18 protein-coding genes, 1 tRNA gene and 3 pseudogenes are annotated in these 21,053 nt (G+C 41.8%); 15 read left to right on the top strand and 7 right to left on the bottom strand.

The features are described from left to right. The first annotated feature begins 4 nt into the window (after window positions 1-4). The 5 genes from DXA05_RS12485 (at window position 5) to DXA05_RS12465 (ending at window position 7,409) form a co-directional block, all read left to right on the top strand. Complete coding sequence (locus DXA05_RS12485; protein WP_117611037.1) at window positions 5-1,228, top strand: NADH:flavin oxidoreductase; 1,224 nt, start codon at window positions 5-7, stop codon at window positions 1,226-1,228. Beyond that, the gene (locus DXA05_RS12480) at window positions 1,225-2,076 is read left to right on the top strand and encodes an SDR family oxidoreductase (RefSeq protein ID WP_008770745.1); all 852 of its coding nucleotides are present in this window, start codon (window positions 1,225-1,227) and stop codon (window positions 2,074-2,076) included. Before DXA05_RS12485 ends, DXA05_RS12480 begins: the two co-directional genes overlap by 4 nt. A 191-nt stretch (window positions 2,077-2,267) precedes the next feature. Beyond that, window positions 2,268-4,682, top strand: a complete 2,415-nt coding sequence (locus DXA05_RS12475; protein ID WP_117611036.1) for a TonB-dependent receptor — start codon at window positions 2,268-2,270, stop codon at window positions 4,680-4,682. 40 nt (window positions 4,683-4,722) lie between these two features. Beyond that, window positions 4,723-6,111: a DUF4374 domain-containing protein gene (locus tag DXA05_RS12470; RefSeq protein WP_128859212.1), complete on the top strand. Its 1,389-nt coding sequence runs from the start codon at window positions 4,723-4,725 to the stop codon at window positions 6,109-6,111. A gap of 89 nt (window positions 6,112-6,200) precedes the next feature. Next, complete coding sequence (locus tag DXA05_RS12465) at window positions 6,201-7,409, top strand: PepSY-associated TM helix domain-containing protein (RefSeq protein ID WP_120490104.1); 1,209 nt, start codon at window positions 6,201-6,203, stop codon at window positions 7,407-7,409. A 747-nt stretch (window positions 7,410-8,156) separates the two neighbouring features. Here the strand turns inward: DXA05_RS12465 and pfkA are convergent. The 3 genes from pfkA to cmk form a co-directional block, all read right to left on the bottom strand. After that, on the bottom strand, window positions 8,157-9,137 hold the full coding sequence (gene pfkA / locus DXA05_RS12460; RefSeq protein ID WP_004297914.1) for a 6-phosphofructokinase: 981 nt from the start codon (window positions 9,135-9,137) through the stop codon (window positions 8,157-8,159). A gap of 201 nt (window positions 9,138-9,338) precedes the next feature. Next, entirely contained in the window at window positions 9,339-10,208 is an 870-nt protein-coding gene (locus tag DXA05_RS12455) for a 4-hydroxy-3-methylbut-2-enyl diphosphate reductase (protein WP_004306786.1), read from the bottom strand. A gap of 8 nt (window positions 10,209-10,216) precedes the next feature. Further along, window positions 10,217-11,050 (bottom strand): (d)CMP kinase, encoded by an 834-nt coding sequence (cmk, locus tag DXA05_RS12450; protein ID WP_181985794.1) that lies wholly within the window; start codon window positions 11,048-11,050, stop codon window positions 10,217-10,219. A gap of 70 nt (window positions 11,051-11,120) precedes the next feature. On the opposite strand from cmk, the gene DXA05_RS12445 reads away from it, so the two are divergent. The 9 genes and pseudogenes from DXA05_RS12445 to DXA05_RS12405 all read left to right on the top strand — a co-directional run bounded on the left by DXA05_RS12445 (window position 11,121) and on the right by DXA05_RS12405 (window position 17,027). Next, a complete protein-coding gene (locus DXA05_RS12445) occupies window positions 11,121-11,804 on the top strand; it encodes an energy transducer TonB (RefSeq protein WP_004321840.1) in 684 nt (227 codons plus the stop codon). Window positions 11,805-11,872: 68 nt separating this feature from the next. Continuing rightward, window positions 11,873-12,847 carry a polyprenyl synthetase family protein gene (locus DXA05_RS12440; RefSeq protein WP_128859211.1) on the top strand — a complete coding sequence of 325 codons (975 nt, stop codon included), beginning with the start codon at window positions 11,873-11,875 and terminating at the stop codon, window positions 12,845-12,847. A gap of 15 nt (window positions 12,848-12,862) precedes the next feature. Beyond that, window positions 12,863-13,578 (top strand): annotated as a pseudogene (locus tag DXA05_RS12435) (hypothetical protein). After that, a complete protein-coding gene (locus DXA05_RS12430) occupies window positions 13,572-14,348 on the top strand; it encodes a TatD family hydrolase (RefSeq protein ID WP_008024783.1) in 777 nt (258 codons plus the stop codon). Before DXA05_RS12435 ends, DXA05_RS12430 begins: the two are co-directional and overlap by 7 nt. Window positions 14,349-14,468: 120 nt before the next feature. Next, window positions 14,469-14,556: transfer RNA gene (locus DXA05_RS12425), tRNA-Ser, on the top strand. A 74-nt stretch (window positions 14,557-14,630) separates the two neighbouring features. After that, window positions 14,631-15,431 (top strand): MotA/TolQ/ExbB proton channel family protein, encoded by an 801-nt coding sequence (locus DXA05_RS12420; protein WP_004315775.1) that lies wholly within the window; start codon window positions 14,631-14,633, stop codon window positions 15,429-15,431. Window positions 15,432-15,437: 6 nt separating this feature from the next. Then, window positions 15,438-15,923 carry a hypothetical protein gene (locus DXA05_RS12415; protein WP_009038743.1) on the top strand — a complete coding sequence of 162 codons (486 nt, stop codon included), beginning with the start codon at window positions 15,438-15,440 and terminating at the stop codon, window positions 15,921-15,923. 36 nt (window positions 15,924-15,959) lie between these two features. Further along, entirely contained in the window at window positions 15,960-16,553 is a 594-nt protein-coding gene (locus tag DXA05_RS12410; protein ID WP_004315773.1) for a biopolymer transporter ExbD, read from the top strand. A gap of 3 nt (window positions 16,554-16,556) precedes the next feature. Further along, on the top strand, window positions 16,557-17,027 hold the full coding sequence (locus tag DXA05_RS12405) for a biopolymer transporter ExbD (protein ID WP_004315772.1): 471 nt from the start codon (window positions 16,557-16,559) through the stop codon (window positions 17,025-17,027). A 110-nt stretch (window positions 17,028-17,137) separates the two neighbouring features. Here the strand turns inward: DXA05_RS12405 and DXA05_RS12400 are convergent, their stop codons facing one another. Together DXA05_RS12400 and DXA05_RS12395 are read right to left on the bottom strand one after the other, a co-directional pair. Continuing rightward, window positions 17,138-17,677, bottom strand: a complete 540-nt coding sequence (locus tag DXA05_RS12400) for a GNAT family N-acetyltransferase (RefSeq protein WP_009038742.1) — start codon at window positions 17,675-17,677, stop codon at window positions 17,138-17,140. A gap of 98 nt (window positions 17,678-17,775) precedes the next feature. Next, entirely contained in the window at window positions 17,776-19,053 is a 1,278-nt protein-coding gene (locus DXA05_RS12395) for an IgA Peptidase M64 (RefSeq protein ID WP_128859210.1), read from the bottom strand. 152 nt (window positions 19,054-19,205) lie between these two features. Between DXA05_RS12395 and DXA05_RS12390 the strand changes: the two are divergent. Then, window positions 19,206-19,684 (top strand): annotated as a pseudogene (locus DXA05_RS12390) (Lrp/AsnC ligand binding domain-containing protein). A gap of 46 nt (window positions 19,685-19,730) precedes the next feature. Here the strand turns inward: DXA05_RS12390 and DXA05_RS12385 are convergent. Beyond that, window positions 19,731-20,225, bottom strand: coding sequence for a dihydrofolate reductase (locus DXA05_RS12385; RefSeq protein WP_118407705.1), 495 nt, complete (start codon window positions 20,223-20,225; stop codon window positions 19,731-19,733). A gap of 5 nt (window positions 20,226-20,230) precedes the next feature. Continuing rightward, window positions 20,231-21,024: pseudogene (locus tag DXA05_RS12380) on the bottom strand (thymidylate synthase). Window positions 21,025-21,053: the final 29 nt, after the last annotated feature.

Here is a 21,053-nt window from a genome sequence, read left to right as displayed (position 1 = left end):
TACTATGGAATCTAAACTTTTTAGCCCGGTCACCTTTGGTCCTTTGACGCTGCGGAATCGAACAATCCGTTCGGCAGCTTTTGAGAGCATGTGTCCGGAGAATACTCCCACGCAGATGTTGCTGGATTACCATCGGTCGGTAGCTGCGGGGGGAGTGGGTATGACAACAGTGGCTTATGCTGCCGTGGCACAAAGCGGACTTTCTTTCGACCGTCAGTTGTGGTTGCGTCCGTCCATTATTCCCCGTTTACACGAACTGACAAAAGCCGTGCACGATGAAGGTGCCGCAGTAGGTATACAAATCGGGCATTGTGGAAATATGTCCCATAAAAATATATGTGGTGTCACTCCTATATCCGCATCTTCAGGCTTCAACCTCTATTCTCCTACGTTTGTGCGTGGAATGGAAAAAGAGGAGCTGCCGGAAATGGCGAAAGCGTATGGAAATGCAGTCAATCTGGCGAGGAAAGCCGGATTTGACGCCGTTGAAGTACATGCGGGGCACGGCTATTTGATTAGTCAATTCCTGTCTCCCTACACCAATCATCGGAAAGATGAATATGGCGGTTCGCTCGAAAACCGGATGCGTTTTATGGATATGGTGATGGAAGAAGTGATGAAAGCGGCAGGCAGTGATATGGCAGTTTTCGTAAAAATGAATATGCGCGACGGTTTCAAAGGAGGAATGGAGATTGACGAATCCATACAAGTGGCTAAACGACTGTTGGAACTTGGCGCTCATGGATTGGTGTTGAGTGGTGGTTTTGTCAGCAAAGCGCCGATGTATGTAATGAGAGGTGCCATGCCGATTCGTTCGATGTCTTACTATATGAATTGTTGGTGGCTGAAATACGGAGTCCGTATGTTTGGCAAATGGATGATACCCTCTGTGCCCTTCAAAGAGGCCTATTTCCTTGAAGATGCACTGAAATTCCGTGCGGCTCTTCCGGATGCGCCGTTGATTTATGTCGGTGGTCTTGTTTCCCGTCAGAAAATAGATGAAGTGCTCGATTCCGGTTTTGATGCCGTGCAGATGGCGAGAGCATTACTGAACGAACCGGGATTCGTGAACCGGATGAAACAGGAGGAACAAGCACGCTGCAACTGTGGACACAGTAATTATTGCATAGGACGTATGTATACGATAGAAATGGCTTGTCATCAACATTTGAAAGAACAATTACCTTCCTCTTTACAAAAGGAGATTGATAAACTGGAGAAAAAATGAGTGAAATGAAATGGGCAATCATCACCGGTGCGGACGGAGGAATGGGAACAGAAATAACACGTGCCGTAGCCAAAGCCGGTTATCGAATCATAATGGCTTGTTATCATCCGAAGAAAGCGGAGGTTGTTCGTGAACGTTTGAGCAAGGAAATTGGAAACCCGGATTTGGAAGTAATAGCTATCGATTTATCTTCTATGCAATCCGTAGTTGCTTTTGCCAGTCAGATCTTAGAAAGGAATCTTCCCATCTCTTTGTTAATGAATAATGCCGGAACGATGGAGACAGGTTTTCATACTACTTCCGAAGGATTCGAACGAACAGTAAGTGTGAACTACATGGGACCTTATCTGCTTACCCGGAAATTAATTCCGTTGATGGTGCGTGGAGCGCGTATCGTAAATATGGTTTCCTGTACATACGCAATCGGCAAGCTCGACTTCCCAGATTTCTTTCATAGAGGGAAAACGGGAACGTTTTGGCGGATTCCTGTTTACAGTAACACGAAGTTGGCTTTATTATTGTTTACTTTCGAGCTTTCCGAGCAACTTCGAGAGAAGGGGATTACCGTCAATGCTGCCGATCCGGGAATTGTTTCTACTGATATCATCACTATGCACAAGTGGTTCGATCCGTTAACGGATATTTTTTTCCGTCCTTTTATCCGTAAACCCAAGAAAGGGGCTTCTACGGCAATCGGTTTACTGTTGGACGAAAAGGAAGCCGGTGTGACAGGACAACTGTATGTCAATAACCACCGGAAAAACTTGTCTGATAAATACACGAATCATGTGCAAAAAGAGCAGTTGTGGGAGGTAACGGAACGTGCGTTGGCGAGTTGGCTGAAGTAGGTTTTCTTTTCTTTTTTTATTTAAATTATCCAGTATTTACTTATATATAGGTATTGTACATATCTATATATCTCATTTTTGTTGTCTTATTTTTACCAATAGATAGGGATTGTTTGGCATCCCTCTTTCTGCTTACCTTTGCATCGCTTTTAGAGCAATGAAAAGGTATAAAGTAAAAAGGTAAAAAGGAGATGAGCAATAAATATTTTTTGGTTTTTCTGGCATTCTTGTTTTCCGTATCCGTATATTCACAACATGGGCGTCACCGTAATAGTTTAATTTCGGGTAGAGTAATGTCCACGGAGAAAGAAGTGGTGGATTTTGCGACAGTTTATCTGAAAGGAACCAACCAAGGATGCTATACAGATGAAAAAGGTATATATCATTTGAAAACTACAGCCGGTGAATATACACTTGTCGTTTCGGCTATCGGTTATCAAACGGTAGAAAAGAAAGTTAAATTAGCCAAGGGAGAAAGAATAAAAGTAAACGTCACTATCGCGCCGGCGGTAAAAGAACTGGGAGAGGTGCTGGTCACGACATCCGGAGTCGGTCGTGTGAATCAGTCTGCTTTTAATGCGGTAGCCATTGATGCGAAGAAATTGCATAATAGTACGCAGACTTTGGCAGGTGCACTGACTAAAGTGCCCGGTGTAAAACTCCGCGAATCAGGTGGAGTGGGGTCGGATATGCAATTGTATATCGATGGCTTTAGCGGGAAACATGTGAAAATCTTCATTGACGGCATACCACAGGAGGGAGCCGGTGCCGCATTCGATTTGAACAATGTTCCTATTAATTTTGCCGACCGTATAGAAGTCTATAAAGGAGTAGTTCCTGTAGGATTCGGAACCGATGCTATTGGGGGAGTGGTTAATATTGTCACCAACAAGCAACCCGGAAAGTGGTTTATGGACGCTTCCTATTCTTACGGGTCATTTAATACTCATAAATCATACGTGCGCTTCGGACAAACGTTCAAGAATGGTTTTATGTATGAGGTTAATGCTTTTCAAAACTTTTCGGATAATGATTATTATGTAGACACTTACGTACGCGAATTTGAGATTAAAGAAGATGGAAGCGTACGTTTTCCGCCACTTGATAAAAATAAGATTTATCATCTGAAACGTTTTAATGACCAGTATCATAATGAAGCCGTGATTGGAAAAATCGGCCTGGTAGGAAAGAAATGGGCAGACCGTCTGGCGTTGAGTTTTAATTATTCCCATTTCTATAAAGAGATACAAACAGGCGTTTATCAAGATGTCGTGTTCGGTGAAAAATTCCGCAAAGGACATTCGTTGGTCCCTTCTTTAGAATATTACAAAAAGAACTTATTGGTGAAAAACCTGGATCTACTGTTGACTGCCAATTATAATCATAATATCACCAACAATGTCGATACCGCTTCGCGGGCTTACAACTGGCGTGGAGATTTTTATGAAAAAGGTAGCCGGGGAGAACAGTCTTACCAGAACAGTGAATCTAAAAATAAAAACTGGAATGGGACGCTGAAGATGAATTATCATATCGGACAGGCGCATACGTTTACTTTCAGTCATGTAATCAGTGATTTTGAACGTACGAGCCGCTCTACCATCGGTGCTTCTTCCAAATTCACGGACTTTTCTATTCCTAAAATCACCCGTAAAAACGTCAGCGGGCTTTCTTACCGTCTGATGCCGTCGGACAGATGGAATGTGTCGGCATTTGCCAAATATTATCGGCAATACAACAAGGGACCGGTATCGCAGAATACGGATGGAATAGGCAATTATATCAATCTGTCCAATACGGCAAGCGCTCTTGGATATGGAGCGGCAGGTACCTATTTTATATGGAAAGATCTTCAGGTGAAACTTTCGTACGAAAAGGCTTTCCGCCTGCCGACCACGGACGAACTCTTTGGAGATGAAGACCTTGAAGCTGGCAAAATGAATCTGAAACCGGAGAAAAGTGATAATGTCAATTTGAGTTTCAGCTATAATCATCAGTTTGGCAAGCATGAATTGTATGCCGAGGCCGGTTTGATATATCGGGATACGAAAGATTACATAAAAAGAGGACTGGACGTATTGGGAGGAACAAGCTACGGATATTATGAGAACCACGGTCACGTAAGGACCAAAGGGTATAATTTGTCATTGCTTTATAGCTTCTCGCGTTGGTTTGATATAGGAGGAACATTCAATAGCATCGATACTCGTGATTACGAAAAGTTTCTGGCGGGTTCCTCTTTGCAGGAAAGCATGCACTATAAAGTGCGTATGCCGAATCTGCCCTATCGTTATGCTAATATCAATGCAAATTTTTATTGGAATGACCTGTTTGTCAAAGGAAATGTGTTGAGCATCGGCTATGATAGCTACTGGCAGCACGATTTTCCTCTTTATTGGGAAAATCTCGGAGATAAAGATTCAAAGAATATGGTGCCGGAACAGTTTTCTCATAATCTGTCTTTGTCCTACACCATGAAGAATGGACGTTATAATGTATCATTTGAATGTCGGAATTTCACCGATGCCCAACTGTTTGACAATTTTAGCCTGCAAAAAGCGGGGCGCGCATTCTATGGAAAGTTCAGAGTGTTTTTCGGTAAATAATAAAAGTAAGTTTTTAGTATCAATCAATAATAAAGAATATATGAAGAAGTTTTTATTACAGGCTTTTGCCGTAGCTTTTTGTTTGAGTAGCGGTGTGTTTGTGGCATCTTGCGACGATGATAATAATCCGGTGGATAACCCGCTGATTGATGGAGAAACGGCTTATGTGGTGGCTGCCACAACTGGTGAAGCAAGTTATTTGGTAGTAGCCAATTCTTTGGATGAAGGAACAGTGTCGACCCAAGGGAATGGAACCGAAGTGATTGGCGGTACCTATTGGGTATATAAAGGACTGGATTATGTGTTTGCTTTAGTTTATAATAAAGGTGGCGCAGGTACAGGAGCTTCCTATTATCTGGGGGCAGATGGTAAAATGAAGGAAAAGTACACATACACTTATAATCGTATCACGTCATACGGTACTTGGGGGGATAAAGTGGTGACTGTTTCCACCGGGGACTCGAAAATAACAGATGAGGATCAGAATGTGGCTCAAGCATTGTTGTTCAACTATTTGGATGCGACCGATGGCAGTCAGGAAGAGGGTACCTTGCTTGCCGAAAATTACTTGGGTAATGGTGAAAAAGTTTCATGGGCAGGTCTGGTTGAAGCTAACAATAAGATTTATACATCTGTCATCCCAATGGGAATGAGTAAGTACGGTATTAAAAAATGGCCGGAAGCTGTGACAGATCAGGAACTTGTGACTAAGACTGACGGTGGTAGCGGCAGCGGTGCATATACAGCCGGTGTCATTCCTTCTACACAATACCCGGATAATGCTTATGTGGCAATTTATAGTGGCACGAACTTCAATGAGACTCCGGTGATTGCCAAGACTGATAAAATAGGCTATGCATGCGGTCGTATGCGTTCACAATATTATCAGACCATTTGGGCCGCTGATAATGGTGACGTCTATGTGTTCTCTCCCGGATATGGACGTACGGCAGTTTCATCTTCAGATTTGAAGAAGGTAACAGGACAGAAGCCTTCGGGCGCAATGCGTATCAAAGCAGGCGCAACAGATTTCGATCCGGATTACTATGTGAACTTTGAAGAGATAGGCACTAAACATCCTATTTTCCGTTGCTGGCACATCTCTGAAGATTACTTCCTACTTCAATTGTATAAAAAGGGAGCGGAAGATATGATTAATGGTGGTACAAGTGCAGATGTTAGCGAATTAGCTGTTTTCAAGGCGGAAGATCAGACGATTATGCCTGTTACAGGTCTGCCGGCTGACGGAAAGTTTGGTGGCGAGCCTTATGGAGAAAAAGGCTATGCTTATATGGCTGTCACTGTGACTACGGGCGAAAAACCGGCCTTCTATAAAATAGACGCAAAAACAGGCAAGGCAGTCAAAGGTTTAACGGTAGAAGCTGACGCTATTACTACGGTAGGTAAGATGGAATATCTTTCAAAATAATACAGTCGGTTAAATGGAGAATCTTTTGTAGATAAAAGCCTGCCGAGCGGAAAGCTTTGCAGGCTTTTTCAAGAAATAGGATTGAAAACATGAAAAAAATATTCAGAAAGATACATTTGTGGCTTTCCGTCCCTTTCGGACTGATAATAACTCTTGTCTGCTTCTCCGGTGCCATGCTGGTATTTGAAAATGAGGTGAATGAGTGGTTTCGACGCGATCTTTACTACGTAGAAACGGTAAAGGAGTCTCCTCTTCCTATGGATAAGCTGCTTGAAAAAGTGGCGACGACATTGCCTGACAGTGTATCGGTGACCGGTGTCAGCATATCTTCTGATCCCGGACGTGCGTATCAGGTTAGTCTTTCCAAACCACGTCGTGCATCTTTGTATGTAGACCAGTATACGGGCGAAGTAAAAGGAAAAAGTGAGCGTAGCGGCTTTTTTATGTTTATGTTCCGAATGCATCGCTGGCTTCTGGATAGTATGAATCCGGGAAATGAAGGAATCTTTTGGGGCAAAATGATTGTAGGTGTCAGTACGCTTTTACTTGTTTTTGTACTGATTTCGGGAATTGTCATTTGGTGGCCGCGTACACGTAAAGCATTGAAGAATAGCCTGAAAATAACAGCAACAAAAGGTTGGAGAAGGTTTTGGTATGACTTGCATGTGGCAGGTGGAATGTATGCTCTGATCTTTCTACTGGCTATGGCACTGACGGGATTGACCTGGTCTTTTCCGTGGTATCGGACGGCTTTCTATAAGGTCTTCGGGGTAGAAGTACAGCAACGTGCCGCCCAAGGACATGAACAGAAAAGTGATGCTCAAAAGAGAGATACCAAACTGGCAGCCCATCGGGAAAAGAAAAGAGAAGGAAATGAGGTTCGAAAGGGTGAAAGAGGCGGACGTCCGGAAAACAATCACAGTGATATGTACTCGGTAACTTCACCATTCGTTTATTGGCAGGAGATTTATGATAAACTAGGACGTCAGAATCCGGAGTATAAGCAAATCAGTATTTCTTCTGGTACGGCAAGCGTGTCTTTCAACCGTTTCGGGAATCAGCGGGCATCTGACCGTTATTCTTTCAATACGGATAATGGTGAATTTACAGAAACAAGTCTTTATCAACATCAAGACAAGTCGGGAAAGATTCGTGGTTGGATTTATTCTGTGCATGTTGGTAACTGGGGAGGAATGTTTACTCGCATACTTACCTTTATTGCTGCCTTATTGGGGGCTGCACTACCACTGACTGGATATTATTTATGGATAAAAAGACTCATAAAGGTACGGAAATGAATGAAATTTTTTCCTACTATAAAGTTGAAAAACATAAAAACATCTGCCACCTGCAACGAAAAGCGTGTAATACACTAGTTAATAAATAGTTGGAACGTTGCAGATACCTGTGGCAGATAGGTTGCAGATAAAGTATCTGCAACACGTTATATAATCAAAGAAAAAGCCTTGATTCCTTTGTGCAAAGCTATGGGATAATTGGGATGACTCTATGGAGAAATTTTGGTATCTCTACGGGGAAACGACAGTATCCTTACGTAGAAACTGTAGTGTCCCGCCTTAGAAACTCTCGTTTCCTGCCGTGGAAATTGTAATTTCTAATGCCGGAAACGACAGTTCCCCGCCTGGAAACGGGAAGTTAATGTATACAATAAACTTTTGCACCCATGGAGAATTGGCTTATGTAAGGCTTATACTGTGTGGCAGATACTTTGATCTGCAACCTATCTGCAACAGTATCTGCCACGCTCCAACTATTTATCAACTAGTGCATTACACGCGTTTGGTTGCAGGTGGCAGATGTTTTCATGTTTTTTCAACTTTATAGAGGAGGATTACGCATTAAAATTAGGGTCACAACCGTAAGTCATAAAACAAATTCACCTTTGTGTCCTCCGTGTCCTCTGTGGTGAAAAGAAGCATTGAATAAATGAAAGAAGAGCGGTGAATGATAAGGAAATCTCCCGTTCATCCACCGCTCTTTATCTTATAATACTGATATAAGCTGAACTCCTAAAAATAAAAAGATTAGATTGAAAGCTCTTTCAATACAGTGACAAGATCTCTCTTGATTGGTTTATCATTCTTAATAGCCTTGCTGAACGGTACGTAAACGATTTCATCATGTTCGATTCCGATCATTACGTTACGTTGATCTTCCATAATAGCATCGATAGCAGCAGCACCGAGGCGGCTTGCCAGGATACGGTCGTGGGCAGTCGGGCTACCACCACGTTGCAAGTGACCTAAGATCGTCACACGTACATCGTATTGCGGGTATTCGTTTTTCACACGTTCGGCATAATGCATGGCTCCTCCGGTCAGTTCGCTTTCGGCTACCAATACAATACTACTGTTTTTTGATTTACGGAATCCGTTCTTGATAAACTCTTCCAGTTGGTCGACTTCCGTACTGAATTCCGGAATAATAGCAGCTTCCGCTCCCGAAGCGATGGCTCCGTTCAGTGCAAGGAAACCGGCATCACGTCCCATCACTTCAACAAAAAACAAACGTTCGTGTGAAGTGGCCGTGTCGCGAATCTTATCCACAGCGTCCAATATCGTATTTAATGCAGTGTCATATCCGATGGTAGTGTCTGTACCATAAAGGTCATTATCAATAGTTCCCGGCAGTCCGATACACGGAACATCAAATTCCTGTGCAAAGATGCGTGCACCTGTCAGTGAACCGTCTCCACCAATGATAACCAAGGCATCAATGCCTTCTTTTTTCATATTATCATAAGCCAACTGGCGACCTTCCGGAGTCGTGAACTCTTTACAACGGGCTGTTTTCAGGATAGTACCACCCAACTGGATGATATTACTCACATTCTGACTCTTAAATTCTTTGATTTCACCTGTGACCAGACCTTTATAGCCTCTGTATATACCTTTGACTTGCAATCCATTGTAGATAGCTGCACGTGTCACTGCACGTATAGCAGCGTTCATTCCCGGAGCATCACCTCCGGAGGTCAAAATTCCGATACACTTAACTGTTCCCATATAACAATCTCTCATTAATTAGTTTGACGCGGCAAATGTACAATAAAAAGTTGAAAGCAGCGGTTATGAAGTTTTTTTTCGTATGAAGAAAACATTAAAAATGTTCAAATAGCCCTTTCTTGCTTTCTTTTTATTCATTCGTGTTACTTTGCCGTTTTTTCTTATGTTGCTTTGCTATTATTCTTTATATGAATAAAGCAATTATTCTTTGATAAGCGTCCGAATGTGATTGTAAATCTTCTCCATCAACCATTTCGGAGTAGAAGTCGCCCCACATACACCAATCGATTTTACGTTTTGAAGAAGAGAAGGATCGATTTCTTTCTCGTTATCTATCAAATGCGAATTAGCGTTCACCTTCAAACATTCTTCAAACAGCATCTTTCCGTTCGAACTCTTTTTGCCGCTGACGAAGAAGATCAAATCGTGTGTAGCCGCAAACTCCCGGAGCTTAGGCATACGGTTGGCAACCTGACGGCAGATCGTATCATAATATTCGAAAGTCGCCTCCGGTGAAATATGTTGTTTGAAGTATTCTACGATTTCTTGAAATTCGTCCAGTGACTTGGTTGTCTGTGAGAAAAGGCGGATACTTTTATTTAAATCCAGCTTTTTGGCTTCCTCTGCCTTTTCAATCACAATTGCTTTTCCGTCTGTCTGCCCTACCAGTCCCAGCACTTCTGCGTGTCCGCTCTTGCCGTAGATGACAATTTGTTTTTCTTCGTCACTGTCTGCCAGATACCCTTGTCGGATGCGTTTCTGCAAACGTAATACAACCGGACAGGTCGCATCGATAATCTCGATCTTATTTTCACGGGCAATCATATAAGTTTCCGGTGGCTCTCCATGCGCCCGGAGCAATACTTTTGCATTTTTCAATTGCTTGAATTCTTCCCGATTGATAGTGATTAATCCCATCGTTTTCAGCCTGTCCACTTCCCGGCTATTATGCACAATGTCTCCGAGGCAATAGAGTGTTTCTCCCTTTGCCAACTCTTCTTCTGCCTTATGAATGGCTGTCACCACACCAAAGCAGAAGCCGGAACCTTCGTCTATCTCTACCTTGATCATAAAACAAACTATTTACTTACCTTATTAAATTGTTCGAAAAGCCATTTTTTCTGCTCTTCAATCGATAAGTCGGTATTATCCAGGAGCAGCGCATCTTCTGCTTTGCGCAACGGACTTACTTCACGGTTTTGATCGATATAATCCCGTTGTTTCACATTTTCCAGAATCTCGTCGAAGCTGGCTGCCTGTCCCTTTGCTTTCAGCTCGTCATAACGGCGTTGAGCACGGATTTCGGGAGTGGCGGTTACAAATATTTTCAGTTCCGCATCCGGGAAAACAGTGGTACCTATGTCCCGGCCATCCATGACAATCCCCTTCTCATTTCCCATTGCTTGTTGTTGAGCTACCATTGCTTCACGTACGAAGTCGAGCGTACTGATAGGACTCACTTTGGAAGAAACCTCCATCGAACGGATTTTATTCTCTACATTCACACCGTTGAGATAAGTGTCGGGACGTCCGGTTTCCTTATTCAGCCGGAACGATATATGAATGTCCTTAATTTCTTTTTTCAGCCTCTCCGTATCGATAACGTCTCCGTCGAAAATTCCGTTTTCTATACTATATAAAGTGACCGCACGATACATGGCTCCGCTGTCAATGTAAATGTAGCCCACTTCACGGGCCAGATCTTTAGCCATTGTGCTTTTTCCGCAAGAGGAAAAACCATCGATTGCAATTGTTATCTTTTTCATATTCAGTTCATCTGATTTGTCCGCCAAAGATACGGTAAATTTGAAAATCAACCATAAGTTTGCCGTTAAAAGGAGCAAGACAAGTACGAAAGAATTAAAAAAGTTAAAAAGCCGGATAAAAAGAGGCAAAGAGGGGAACGAATACATGAAAATGTACTATATTTGCCCGGAGACACATGAAAGGACACTTTTTTTTAATCATTATATTAATAAATTTATGGAAGTTAAAAAATCACCCAAAGCAGACCTGGAAGGCAAGAAGTCTACATGGTTGCTCGTTGGTTACGTGGTAGTTCTAGCTTTCATGTTCGTGGCGTTCGAATGGACCCAGCGTGACGTGAAGATTGATACAAGCCAGGCAGTAGCTGATGTCGTGTTTGAAGAGGAAATTATTCCTATTACCGAAACCCCTGAACAAGCAGCTCCACCACCACCTGAAGCTCCAAAAGTAGCAGAATTGCTGGAGATTGTGGATGATAAAGCTGATATTGAGGAAACAACAACTATTATCAATGAAGATAACCAAGCTCGTGTAGAAGTAAAATATGTGCCTGTACAAGTTGTTGAAGAAGAACCGGAAGAACAGACTATTTTCGAAGTTGTAGAAAACATGCCGGATTTCCCGGGCGGACAAGCAGCTTTGATGCAGTATCTGGCAAAGAATATTAAATATCCGACTATTGCACAGGAAAACGGAACTCAAGGACGTGTTATCGTACAGTTCGTTGTTAACAAAGACGGTAGTATTGTAGATGCGAAGGTTGTACGTAGCGTTGACCCGTATCTGGATAAAGAAGCCCTCCGTGTGATTAATACCATGCCGAAGTGGAAACCAGGTATGCAGCGCGGAAAACCGGTACGTGTTAAATTTACGGTTCCTGTGATGTTTAGATTGCAGTAATTTGTAATAATATAAATTAGGAGGCTGCTTTCGGCAGCCTCTTTTTATTCATTAATTTTTTATTCATCATGTTTACAGCTTCTCAATTACTTGATAAGATAAATAATCATATTTCTGAAATTCAGTTTACCCGGACGCCGAAAGGACTTTATGAACCGATTGAATATATCCTTTCTCTGGGTGGGAAGCGGATACGTCCTGTATTAATGTTGATGGGATATAACTTGTATCGGGAGGATGTGGCGTCTATATACGATCCTGCCACTGCAATTGAAGTTTACCACAACCACACCTTGTTGCATGATGATTTGATGGATCGCTCGGATGTGCGCAGAGGCAAACCTACTGTACACAAAGTATGGAACGATAACACTGCTGTTCTTTCGGGAGATGCTATGTTGATTCTGGCATTTCGCTATATGACGGGATGTCCGCAGGAACATCTGAAAGAAGTGATGGATTTATTCAGTCTGACTACACTTGAGATCTGTGAAGGGCAGCAGCTGGATATGGAATTTGAGTCCCGCTGTGATGTGACAGAAGACGAATACATTGAAATGATTCGTTTGAAAACGGCAGTGTTGCTTGCTGCTAGTCTTAAAATCGGTGCAATTTTGGCAGGAGCGACTGCTGAAGATGCAGAGAATCTTTATCATTTTGGGATGCATATCGGAGTTGCGTTCCAATTGCAGGATGATTTGTTGGATGTATATGGAGACCCGGAAGTGTTCGGGAAGAAGATAGGCGGAGACATTCTTTGCAATAAAAAAACATATATGCTTATCAAAGCATTGGAGCACGCAGATGAAAAGCAGCAGGAAGAATTGAATCGTTGGTTGAATGCAGAAACTTTTCAACTAGCAGAAAAAATAAAAGCGGTAACTGAAATCTATAATCAGTTGAATATCCGTAATGTCTGCGAAAACAAAATGCGCGAATATTACACCCTTGCTATGGAAAGCCTGGCTGCAGTCGCCGTTGCAGAAGACAGGAAAAAAGAATTGAAGAATCTTGTGAAATTATTAATGTATCGTGAAATGTAGCTAAGTGTCAGAGATATGCCTTACAGACGATTACCAAATACTGATCAAGCAAGAGTTCGGGCGTTGAAAGCGGCAGTCGAAAAGGGGGAGATGTATAACGTACGTGACTTGGCTATTACATTAAAGACATTATTTGAGGCACGTAATTTCTTACATCGGTTCGAGGCTGCGCAAATTTATTATACACAGTGTTACAACAACCAGTCGCGTGCCAGCCGTAAGCATCAGATGAACGTGAAGACCGCCCGGTTGTATATCTCTCATTTTATCCAAGTACTCAATTTGGCAGTACTTCGCGATGAAATCAAAGTGGCGCATAAAGAATTATATGGCCTGCCTGCTTCAAACACAGTGCCGGACCTGTTGAGTGAAGCGCACTGGTAGAGTGGGGGAAGAAAATAATTGAAGGCGAACAACAAAGAACAACTCAAGGCGGCATACCTATTTATAATCCGACTATTGCACGTGTAAAAGTGCATTATGATATTTTTCTGGAAAGCTACGAACGGCAGAAAAACTATCAGGCATTAACCAGTCGCAGTCTTGATGAATTGGCATCCATGCGTGGGCGTGCAGATGAATTGATTCTGGATATCTGGAACCAGGTAGAAGCTAAATATCAGGATGTCACTCCCAATGATACCAGATTAGAAAAATGTCGCGACTACGGACTGATATATTATTATCGTTCCAGCGAGAAAGTAAAAGAAGAAAAAGAAATATCATGCTGATAGATACTCATTCTCACCTTTTTGTTGAAGAATTTACCGAAGACCTGCCGCAGGTGATGGAACGTGCACGGAAAGCGGGAGTTTCCTATATTTTCATGCCCAACATAGACAGTACCACCATTGATGCTATGTTGTCAGTGTGTAGGGATTATCCGGGTTTTTGCTATCCGATGATCGGGCTGCACCCGACTTCCGTCAATGAATCCTATGAACAGGAATTAGCAGTTGTACGCAAGTACTTGTCGACTTCTAATGAATTTGTGGCTATCGGAGAAATAGGCCTCGACCTTTATTGGGACAAGACTTTTCTGAAAGAACAAATTTTGGCTTTTGAAAAGCAAATAGAGTGGGCATTAGAGTATGACCTTCCGATTGTAATTCATTCAAGAGAAGCATTTGAATATATATATAAGGTAATGGAGCCCTATAAAAAGACGCCATTGACCGGCATTTTTCATAGTTTCACCGGGACATCGGAAGAAGCGGCGAAATTGTTGGAATTCGAAGGATTTATGTTAGGTATTAACGGAGTCGTTACTTTTAAGAAATCGACTTTACCGGAAACACTGACGACAGTTCCTTTGGAACGCATTGTGCTCGAAACCGACTCCCCTTATTTAGCTCCTGTGCCGAACCGGGGGAAGAGAAATGAGAGCGCCAATGTAAAAGACACACTTATGAAGGTGGCGGAGATTTATCAGATAACTCCAGAGCACGTAGCAGAGGTCACTTCTGTTAATGCGCTAAAAGTGTTTGGAATCCGCAAATAAGGTTCGAAAGGTTTTAAATTATATTAATTTGCAGTATTTATTCAAGATAAAAGAGGGAGAATGCTTCAAGAAAAGAAAAAAAAGAATACATTTGTAGCTGAAAATGCAGAAAACATGCAGGGAGAGATGCTCGAGTGGTTGAAGAGGCACGCCTGGAAAGCGTGTATACGCCAAAAGTGTATCCGGGGTTCGAATCCCCGTCTCTCCGCAGACATGAAAAAGAGAAGAGAAGTAAATACAATAATAATAATCAATTAATTAATCTTAAAAATTAGACACACAATGAAAAAGTTATTTGCAATTGTTGCTGTGATTGGGGCCTTCACTTTTGGCTCAATTCAACTTGCTCAGGCTCAAGATGCTCCTGCAGCAGAACAAACTGAACAACAAGCTGCTCCTGCCGCTGAAGCTACTACTGCTGCTGCTCCTGCTGCAGAAGAAGGTGGTATTCACAAGGAAATCAAAGTTAAATTCATCGAAGGTACTGCATCTTTCATGAGTTTGGTAGCTATCGCTTTGGTGATCGGTTTGGCTTTCTGTATCGAACGTATCATTTATTTGAGCTTGGCTGAAATCAACACAAAAAAATTCATGGCATCTATCGAAGCTGCTTTGGAAAAAGGTGATGTTGAAGCTGCTAAAGACATTGCTCGTAACACCAGAGGTCCGGTTGCTTCTATTTACTATCAAGGTCTGATGAGAATTGATCAGGGTATTGATGTAGTTGAGAAGTCAGTTGTATCTTACGGTGGTGTACAGGCTGGTTACCTTGAAAAAGGATGTTCTTGGATCACACTGTTTATCGCAATGGCTCCGTCACTCGGATTCTTGGGTACTGTAATCGGTATGGTGCAGGCATTTGATAAAATCCAGCAGGTAGGTGATATCTCTCCGACGGTTGTTGCAGGTGGTATGAAAGTTGCCTTGATTACAACTATCTTCGGTTTGATCGTAGCATTGATCCTTCAGGTATTCTACAACTATGTACTTGCTAAGATTGAAGCTCTGACTAGCGAAATGGAAGATTCTTCTATCTCTTTGTTAGACATGGTAATCAAATATAACTTGAAATACAAAAAATAATCGAAGATGAGTAAGTTAACATATAGAGCATCGTATTATGCACTTTATGCGATGTTTGCCATCATCCTGATCGTATTGTGCCTTTTCTTCTTAGGAGGAGATGCTACAGGCGATGCAGTGATTGCGGGAGTAGATCCCGAGATGTGGCAGCCGGCTCAAACAGACGCCTTACTTTATTTGATGTATGCTTTGTTTGGCATTGCCATTGCAGCTACTATACTTGGTGCAATATTCCAATTTGGAGCAGCTTTGAAAGATAATCCGGCAAATGCTATCAAATCTTTACTTGGTTTGGTTCTTTTAGTTGTTGTTTTAGTTGTTGCTTGGTCTATGGGTGACGGAACACCAATGCAGATTCAAGGCTATAGCGGTACAGACAACGTTCCTTTTTGGCTGAAACTGACTGATATGTTCCTTTATTCTATTTACATCCTGTTGTTTGTAACAGTTGTTGCAATCATCGTGAGTGGCATAAAGAAGAAATTATCCTAATCAATTGAGTAATTCTCAATTAAATAAGTAATAACAATGGCAAGAGGAAAAAGAAAAGTTCCTGATATTAACTCAAGTTCTACGGCGGATATCGCTTTCTTGTTGCTGATCTTCTTCTTGATTACAACATCAATGGATACGGACCGTGGTTTGGCAAGACTTTTGCCTCCACCGCCCGAAGATCAAGATCAGGATAATACTGATAAAATCAAAGAACGTAACGTATTGCAGGTATACTTGAATAAAGATGATGCTTTGATGTGCGGTAATGATTATATTGGTGTTGATCAGTTGAGAGAGAAAGCTAAAGAATTTATTGCTAACGTTGCTAACGCAGAACATATGCCTGAAAAAACACAAAAGAATGTAGAATTCTTTGGCACATATCTGGTTAATGACAAGCATGTAATTTCTTTGCAGAATGACCGTGGATCTTCTTATCAGGCTTATATCAGCGTGCAGAACGAATTGGTGGCTGCATACAATGAATTGAGAGACGAGTTGGCTGAACAGAAATTTGGAACTACATATGCGGAATTGAATGACGATCAGCAAAAAGCGATTCGTGAAATTTATCCGCAACGAATTTCTGAAGCAGAACCTAAAAAATACGGAGAAAAAAAGAAGTAAGTAATGGGAAAATTTAATAAGACTGGTAAACGTGAAATGCCGGCATTGAATACTTCTTCGTTGCCTGACCTTATCTTTACCTTGTTGTTCTTCTTTATGATTGTAACAACAATGCGTGAGGTAACGTTAAAGGTACAGTTTACACTTCCGCAAGGTACTGAACTCGAAAAACTGGAGAAGAAATCGCTGGTAACATTCATCTATGTAGGAGAACCTACACAGGAATATCGCGCAAAAATGGGTACTGAAAGTCGTATTCAGCTCAACGACAGCTATGCTGAAGTTGGTGAAGTACAGGACTTCATTTTCCAGGAACGTGCAAGTATGAATGAAGGTGATGCAGCTAAAATGACTGTATCTCTGAAAGTAGACCAAAAGACAAAGATGGGTATTATTACTGACGTAAAAAATGCTCTTAGAAAATCTTATGCTTTGAAGATTAACTATTCAGCTACTAAACGTGGTGAAAAGTAATTAGTTAATTTGATATATAAAAAGGAAGGGTGTCCAAATCGGTTTGGACACCCTTCCTTTTATATATTAATATTACACATTTGTACAACTCTTTCTATCGGGATTCTTTTTTAATTGTCTTTTACTCCATATACTTCTTTATGTATTCTCTTTTTGATTGTTTCAAAATCCTTTTCACAATCCAGCTCTCCGTGTACCATTAAATACATGGGAAGAAAATCATCTCCGGGTTTGTAAGGAGGTTGACAGTAGTCTTTTTCCCATAGTGTAAAGCCCTGGCGTTGATAAAAGCTGATACGTCGTTTGGCCATTTCCTCCACCGGACGTTCTACTTCCAATACGATCGGGCGTTTTAAATAATTGCACAAGTATTCCAGTGTACGTTTTCCATAACCTCCATTTCGCAGGGCAGGATTGGTTGCAAAGTGTTCTACATAGTAGAAACTGCCAAAGTCCCAATAGGTAATGAAGCCGACTGGCAAGTCATCATCAAAGATGATGTTATTATGAAAGTTGCCCGTACGGTCAGTGTACTCGCGCAGTTGTTCCAGCTGACGGTACTCTTCCGGTGGAAATGCATCAATCAGGAGTTCTTCCATGAATTTGTAATGTTGCAGGTCCGACGTACTGATTGGTTGAAGTCTAATCATGAGGTTTGGGTTTTAAGTTTGACAATAATATGATTGTATATTGATTTTGTTTTTAAGTAGGTATTTACCATCGGTTACCATCGATGATTGTTATTCAATTAAGGAACATAAAACTCAATCATTCGGCGGATGGCACGTTGACAAACCGGGCAAAATTCCGGATATCCGTTTGTTTTCATGCGACAGTCGTAGGCAGGACGATAAATACCTTTAGCGGAATAGCCGCCTCCTTCATATACTCCTACCGGATATTTCTTTCTTTCAGCAATAGGAGTAGGGATCGGAGTGCCTAGTGGAAGCATATCTTTCCATTTGGAAGCAAAGTTCACCTGTGTTGAAATATTCTGTTCCCACGGTTCGACATCCAGTGGATAAGTATTCGTCATCACATCATCCTCATAAAAATACTCGTCGGCCAATCCGCCGAAGCTGTGTCCGAATTCGTGCACTACCACCGGTTTGAACATAGGGTGATGAGCTGTGGTTAGCGTATAAGAATTGTATATTCCTCCTCCGCCGTATACATCTGTGTTAGCGAGGATAATGATATGCTCGTAAGGGATACCAGCCAATGCATTGTGGATAGACTTTACCCGGCTGGTAGTCAGATAGCGATCTGAATAAAAGGTATCGAAATGAGAATGAACCGCCGTTTCTTTCCACAGATTTTCGCGGGGAACACTGACACCACTATCCGTTGAAGGACTGGCTACGGCAACAATATTAAATTTACCCTTCATGGAACGGAACGGCTCGTACGAAAACAAACTTTCGCAGGTACGTTGTGCATCCTGATAGAATATATCCATTTCTTTTTCTGTATATCCCTCTGCCAGAATAGCAACATCTATGCAGTCTTTTTCATTGCCACTTTGCAGCATATACCGGTGTGGAGTAACATGTGATACTCCCCGTTTATGAATCAGTATGTCATCCGGACGCACGATATGTTTGTAAGTAGCCATTGTTTTCTTTCGCGGAGAATATAAAGTCACTTCTATTTCTACAGGCTGTTTGGGATAGGGAAGAAGAAAGGTATTCTCAAACCCTTTAGCTGTTTCTTTGGCTTCGTCTGTTGACAGCCATTCTTGAAATAAAGAAGAGAAAGAAGTTTTGTAGATACACTGTTTGCTGGCAAGGTCTTTCACAATAATTTGTCCGTTGCCTTCCAAGGGAAGTTCGGAGAGATGATGTTGACGCCCTGCCCAGGTAGGGAGCTGTGAAAGCTCATCCAGATAAATAGCCTGTTGTGTAGCATCCCCGGTAAAGATATAATCCACTCGCAATGTTTTGTTCTGAAAATAATCAGCAAAATTCTGGGCATAACTTCCTATAGAAGTGCAGAAACACAGAATGATACAGCAAATATGTTTCATATAAATGGTATATTTATGTTTTTCGCAAAGGTACGAACTATTGTTGACTTATCCGCTTTCTGCAAATAAAAGTAATAGATTATAGTATTTGTTGTCGAAAAAACGCTAACTTTGCATAAAAGATTCATTGATAAAAACAATTTGATTCAAAAATGGGACATCATCAATTAGATGCTTTAGATGAGCAAATTCTGAGACTGATTGCAGGGAATGCGCGTATTCCTTTTTTGGAAGTGGCAAGAGCATGTAATGTTTCCGGTGCTGCGATCCATCAGCGTATTCAGAAGCTTACTAATCTAGGAATATTAAAAGGTTCGGAGTATGTTATCGACCCCGAGAAAATCGGATATGAGACTTGCGCTTATATTGGTATATATCTAAAAGACCCCGAATCCTTTGACTCGGTAACAAAAGCTTTAGAGGCTATCCCCGAAGTGTGGAATGCCATTTCACTACCGGAAAATACGATATGTTTATCAAAATTTACGCGAAGAATAACCACCACTTATTGAGTATTATTCACGATAAGTTGCAACCATTGGGCTTGGCGCGTACCGAAACATTAATCTCCTTCCATGAAGCCATTAAGCGGCAGATGCCGATTATGGTCGACATAGAAGATGAAGATTAATCATTAGTCAGTATTCGTGGTTGGATCACAGTAAGAAACAATTTTCTTACTTTCTTACGTAATCAACGAAAGCATAAGAGCAGAGATGTTTCTCATCCGCAGGATGGGCTTCTCTGCTTTTTTCCTGCCATACCTTTGAAGATACTTCCGGAAAATAGGCATCAGCTTCGGGAGCTGTACTGTCTATCTCTGTCAGGCGAAGTTCGTCAGCAAAAGACAGAGCCTGCTGATAAATGCTCGCCCCTCCTATAATATAAATATGTTCATCCTCCCGGCAACTTCTCAAAGCCGTTTCGAGTGAAGGAAACACTTCCGCACCGGAACATACTGTATCCGGATTGGAAGATAAAACGATATTTCTTCGATTGGGCAATGCGCCTTTCGGTAATGACTCGAAAGTTTTGCGTCCCATAAGTATGGTGTTTCCGGTAGTTAATGCTTTGAAACGTTTCAAATCATTCGGTAACCAGAAAAGAAGCTTATTCTCAAAGCCTATAGCCATGCGGCGATCTACGGCAGCAATGATGGATACTTTACTCATATTTTTTACACGGCTACTGCTCCTGCAATATGCGGATGCGGATCATAGTTCACTAATTCGAAGTCCTCAAATTTAAAATCGAAGATGTTTTTTACGTCCGGATTGATTTTCATTTGCGGCAATGGACGAGGCTCCCGTGATAATTGGAGCTTCACTTGTTCCAGATGGTTCAGGTAGATATGAGCATCACCGAAAGTATGAACGAAATCGCCGGCTTTCAAACCTGTCACTTGTGCCATCATTTGCAGTAATAATGCGTATGAAGCAATGTTGAAGGGAACACCGAGAAATATATCGGCACTGCGTTGATATAGTTGCAGGCTCAACCGCCCGTCTGCTACGTAAAACTGAAAGAATGCATGGCAGGGAGGTAGATTCATATTGTTCAAATCTGCTACGTTCCACGCACTAACGATGATACGGCGTGAATCCGGATTGTGTTTGAGTGTCTCCACTACTTCGCTGATCTGGTCGATGAAGCCGCCGTTGTAATCAGGCCATGAACGCCATTGATAACCGTAGACATGACCCAAATCACCGTTCTCGTCCGCCCATTCGTTCCAAATACGTACTCCGTGTTCCTGCAGGTATTTCACGTTTGTATCTCCTTGCAGAAACCAAAGCAATTCGTATATGATTGATTTCAGATGCAGTTTTTTGGTTGTCAGGCACGGGAAACCGTCATCAAGGTAAAACGCATCTGATGACCGAAGATACTGATCGTTCCGGTTCCGGTACGATCACTTTTTTCCGTGCCTTCGGTAAGTACACGATTGAGTAAATCCAGGTATTGTTTCATAATGAATAATTTGCAGTGAAAATGATTCT

Source organism: Bacteroides sp. AM54-2NS (assembly GCF_003602935.1).
Taxonomy (GTDB): Bacteria; Bacteroidota; Bacteroidia; order Bacteroidales; family Bacteroidaceae; genus Bacteroides; species Bacteroides xylanisolvens.
This window is presented reverse-complemented; position numbering and strand designations above follow the sequence as displayed.

Bases quoted from the DNA above. Each gene is read 5' to 3' on its own strand.
- DXA05_RS12420 (WP_004315775.1), top strand. From the start codon at position 14,631: ATGAAAAAGTTATTTGCAATTGTTGCTGTGATTGGGGCCTTCACTTTT.
- DXA05_RS12475 (WP_117611036.1), top strand. From the start codon at position 2,268: ATGAGCAATAAATATTTTTTGGTTTTTCTGGCATTCTTGTTTTCCGTA.
- pfkA (WP_004297914.1), bottom strand. From the start codon at position 9,137: ATGGGAACAGTTAAGTGTATCGGAATTTTGACCTCCGGAGGTGATGCT.
- DXA05_RS12410 (WP_004315773.1), top strand. From the start codon at position 15,960: ATGGCAAGAGGAAAAAGAAAAGTTCCTGATATTAACTCAAGTTCTACG.
- DXA05_RS12440 (WP_128859211.1), top strand. From the start codon at position 11,873: ATGTTTACAGCTTCTCAATTACTTGATAAGATAAATAATCATATTTCT.
- DXA05_RS12385 (WP_118407705.1), bottom strand. From the start codon at position 20,225: ATGAGTAAAGTATCCATCATTGCTGCCGTAGATCGCCGCATGGCTATA.
- DXA05_RS12480 (WP_008770745.1), top strand. From the start codon at position 1,225: ATGAGTGAAATGAAATGGGCAATCATCACCGGTGCGGACGGAGGAATG.
- DXA05_RS12430 (WP_008024783.1), top strand. From the start codon at position 13,572: ATGCTGATAGATACTCATTCTCACCTTTTTGTTGAAGAATTTACCGAA.
- DXA05_RS12415 (WP_009038743.1), top strand. From the start codon at position 15,438: ATGAGTAAGTTAACATATAGAGCATCGTATTATGCACTTTATGCGATG.
- DXA05_RS12400 (WP_009038742.1), bottom strand. From the start codon at position 17,677: ATGATTAGACTTCAACCAATCAGTACGTCGGACCTGCAACATTACAAA.
- DXA05_RS12445 (WP_004321840.1), top strand. From the start codon at position 11,121: ATGGAAGTTAAAAAATCACCCAAAGCAGACCTGGAAGGCAAGAAGTCT.
- DXA05_RS12405 (WP_004315772.1), top strand. From the start codon at position 16,557: ATGGGAAAATTTAATAAGACTGGTAAACGTGAAATGCCGGCATTGAAT.
- DXA05_RS12465 (WP_120490104.1), top strand. From the start codon at position 6,201: ATGAAAAAAATATTCAGAAAGATACATTTGTGGCTTTCCGTCCCTTTC.
- DXA05_RS12470 (WP_128859212.1), top strand. From the start codon at position 4,723: ATGAAGAAGTTTTTATTACAGGCTTTTGCCGTAGCTTTTTGTTTGAGT.
- cmk (WP_181985794.1), bottom strand. From the start codon at position 11,050: ATGTATTCGTTCCCCTCTTTGCCTCTTTTTATCCGGCTTTTTAACTTT.
- DXA05_RS12395 (WP_128859210.1), bottom strand. From the start codon at position 19,053: ATGAAACATATTTGCTGTATCATTCTGTGTTTCTGCACTTCTATAGGA.
- DXA05_RS12455 (WP_004306786.1), bottom strand. From the start codon at position 10,208: ATGATCAAGGTAGAGATAGACGAAGGTTCCGGCTTCTGCTTTGGTGTG.
- DXA05_RS12485 (WP_117611037.1), top strand. From the start codon at position 5: ATGGAATCTAAACTTTTTAGCCCGGTCACCTTTGGTCCTTTGACGCTG.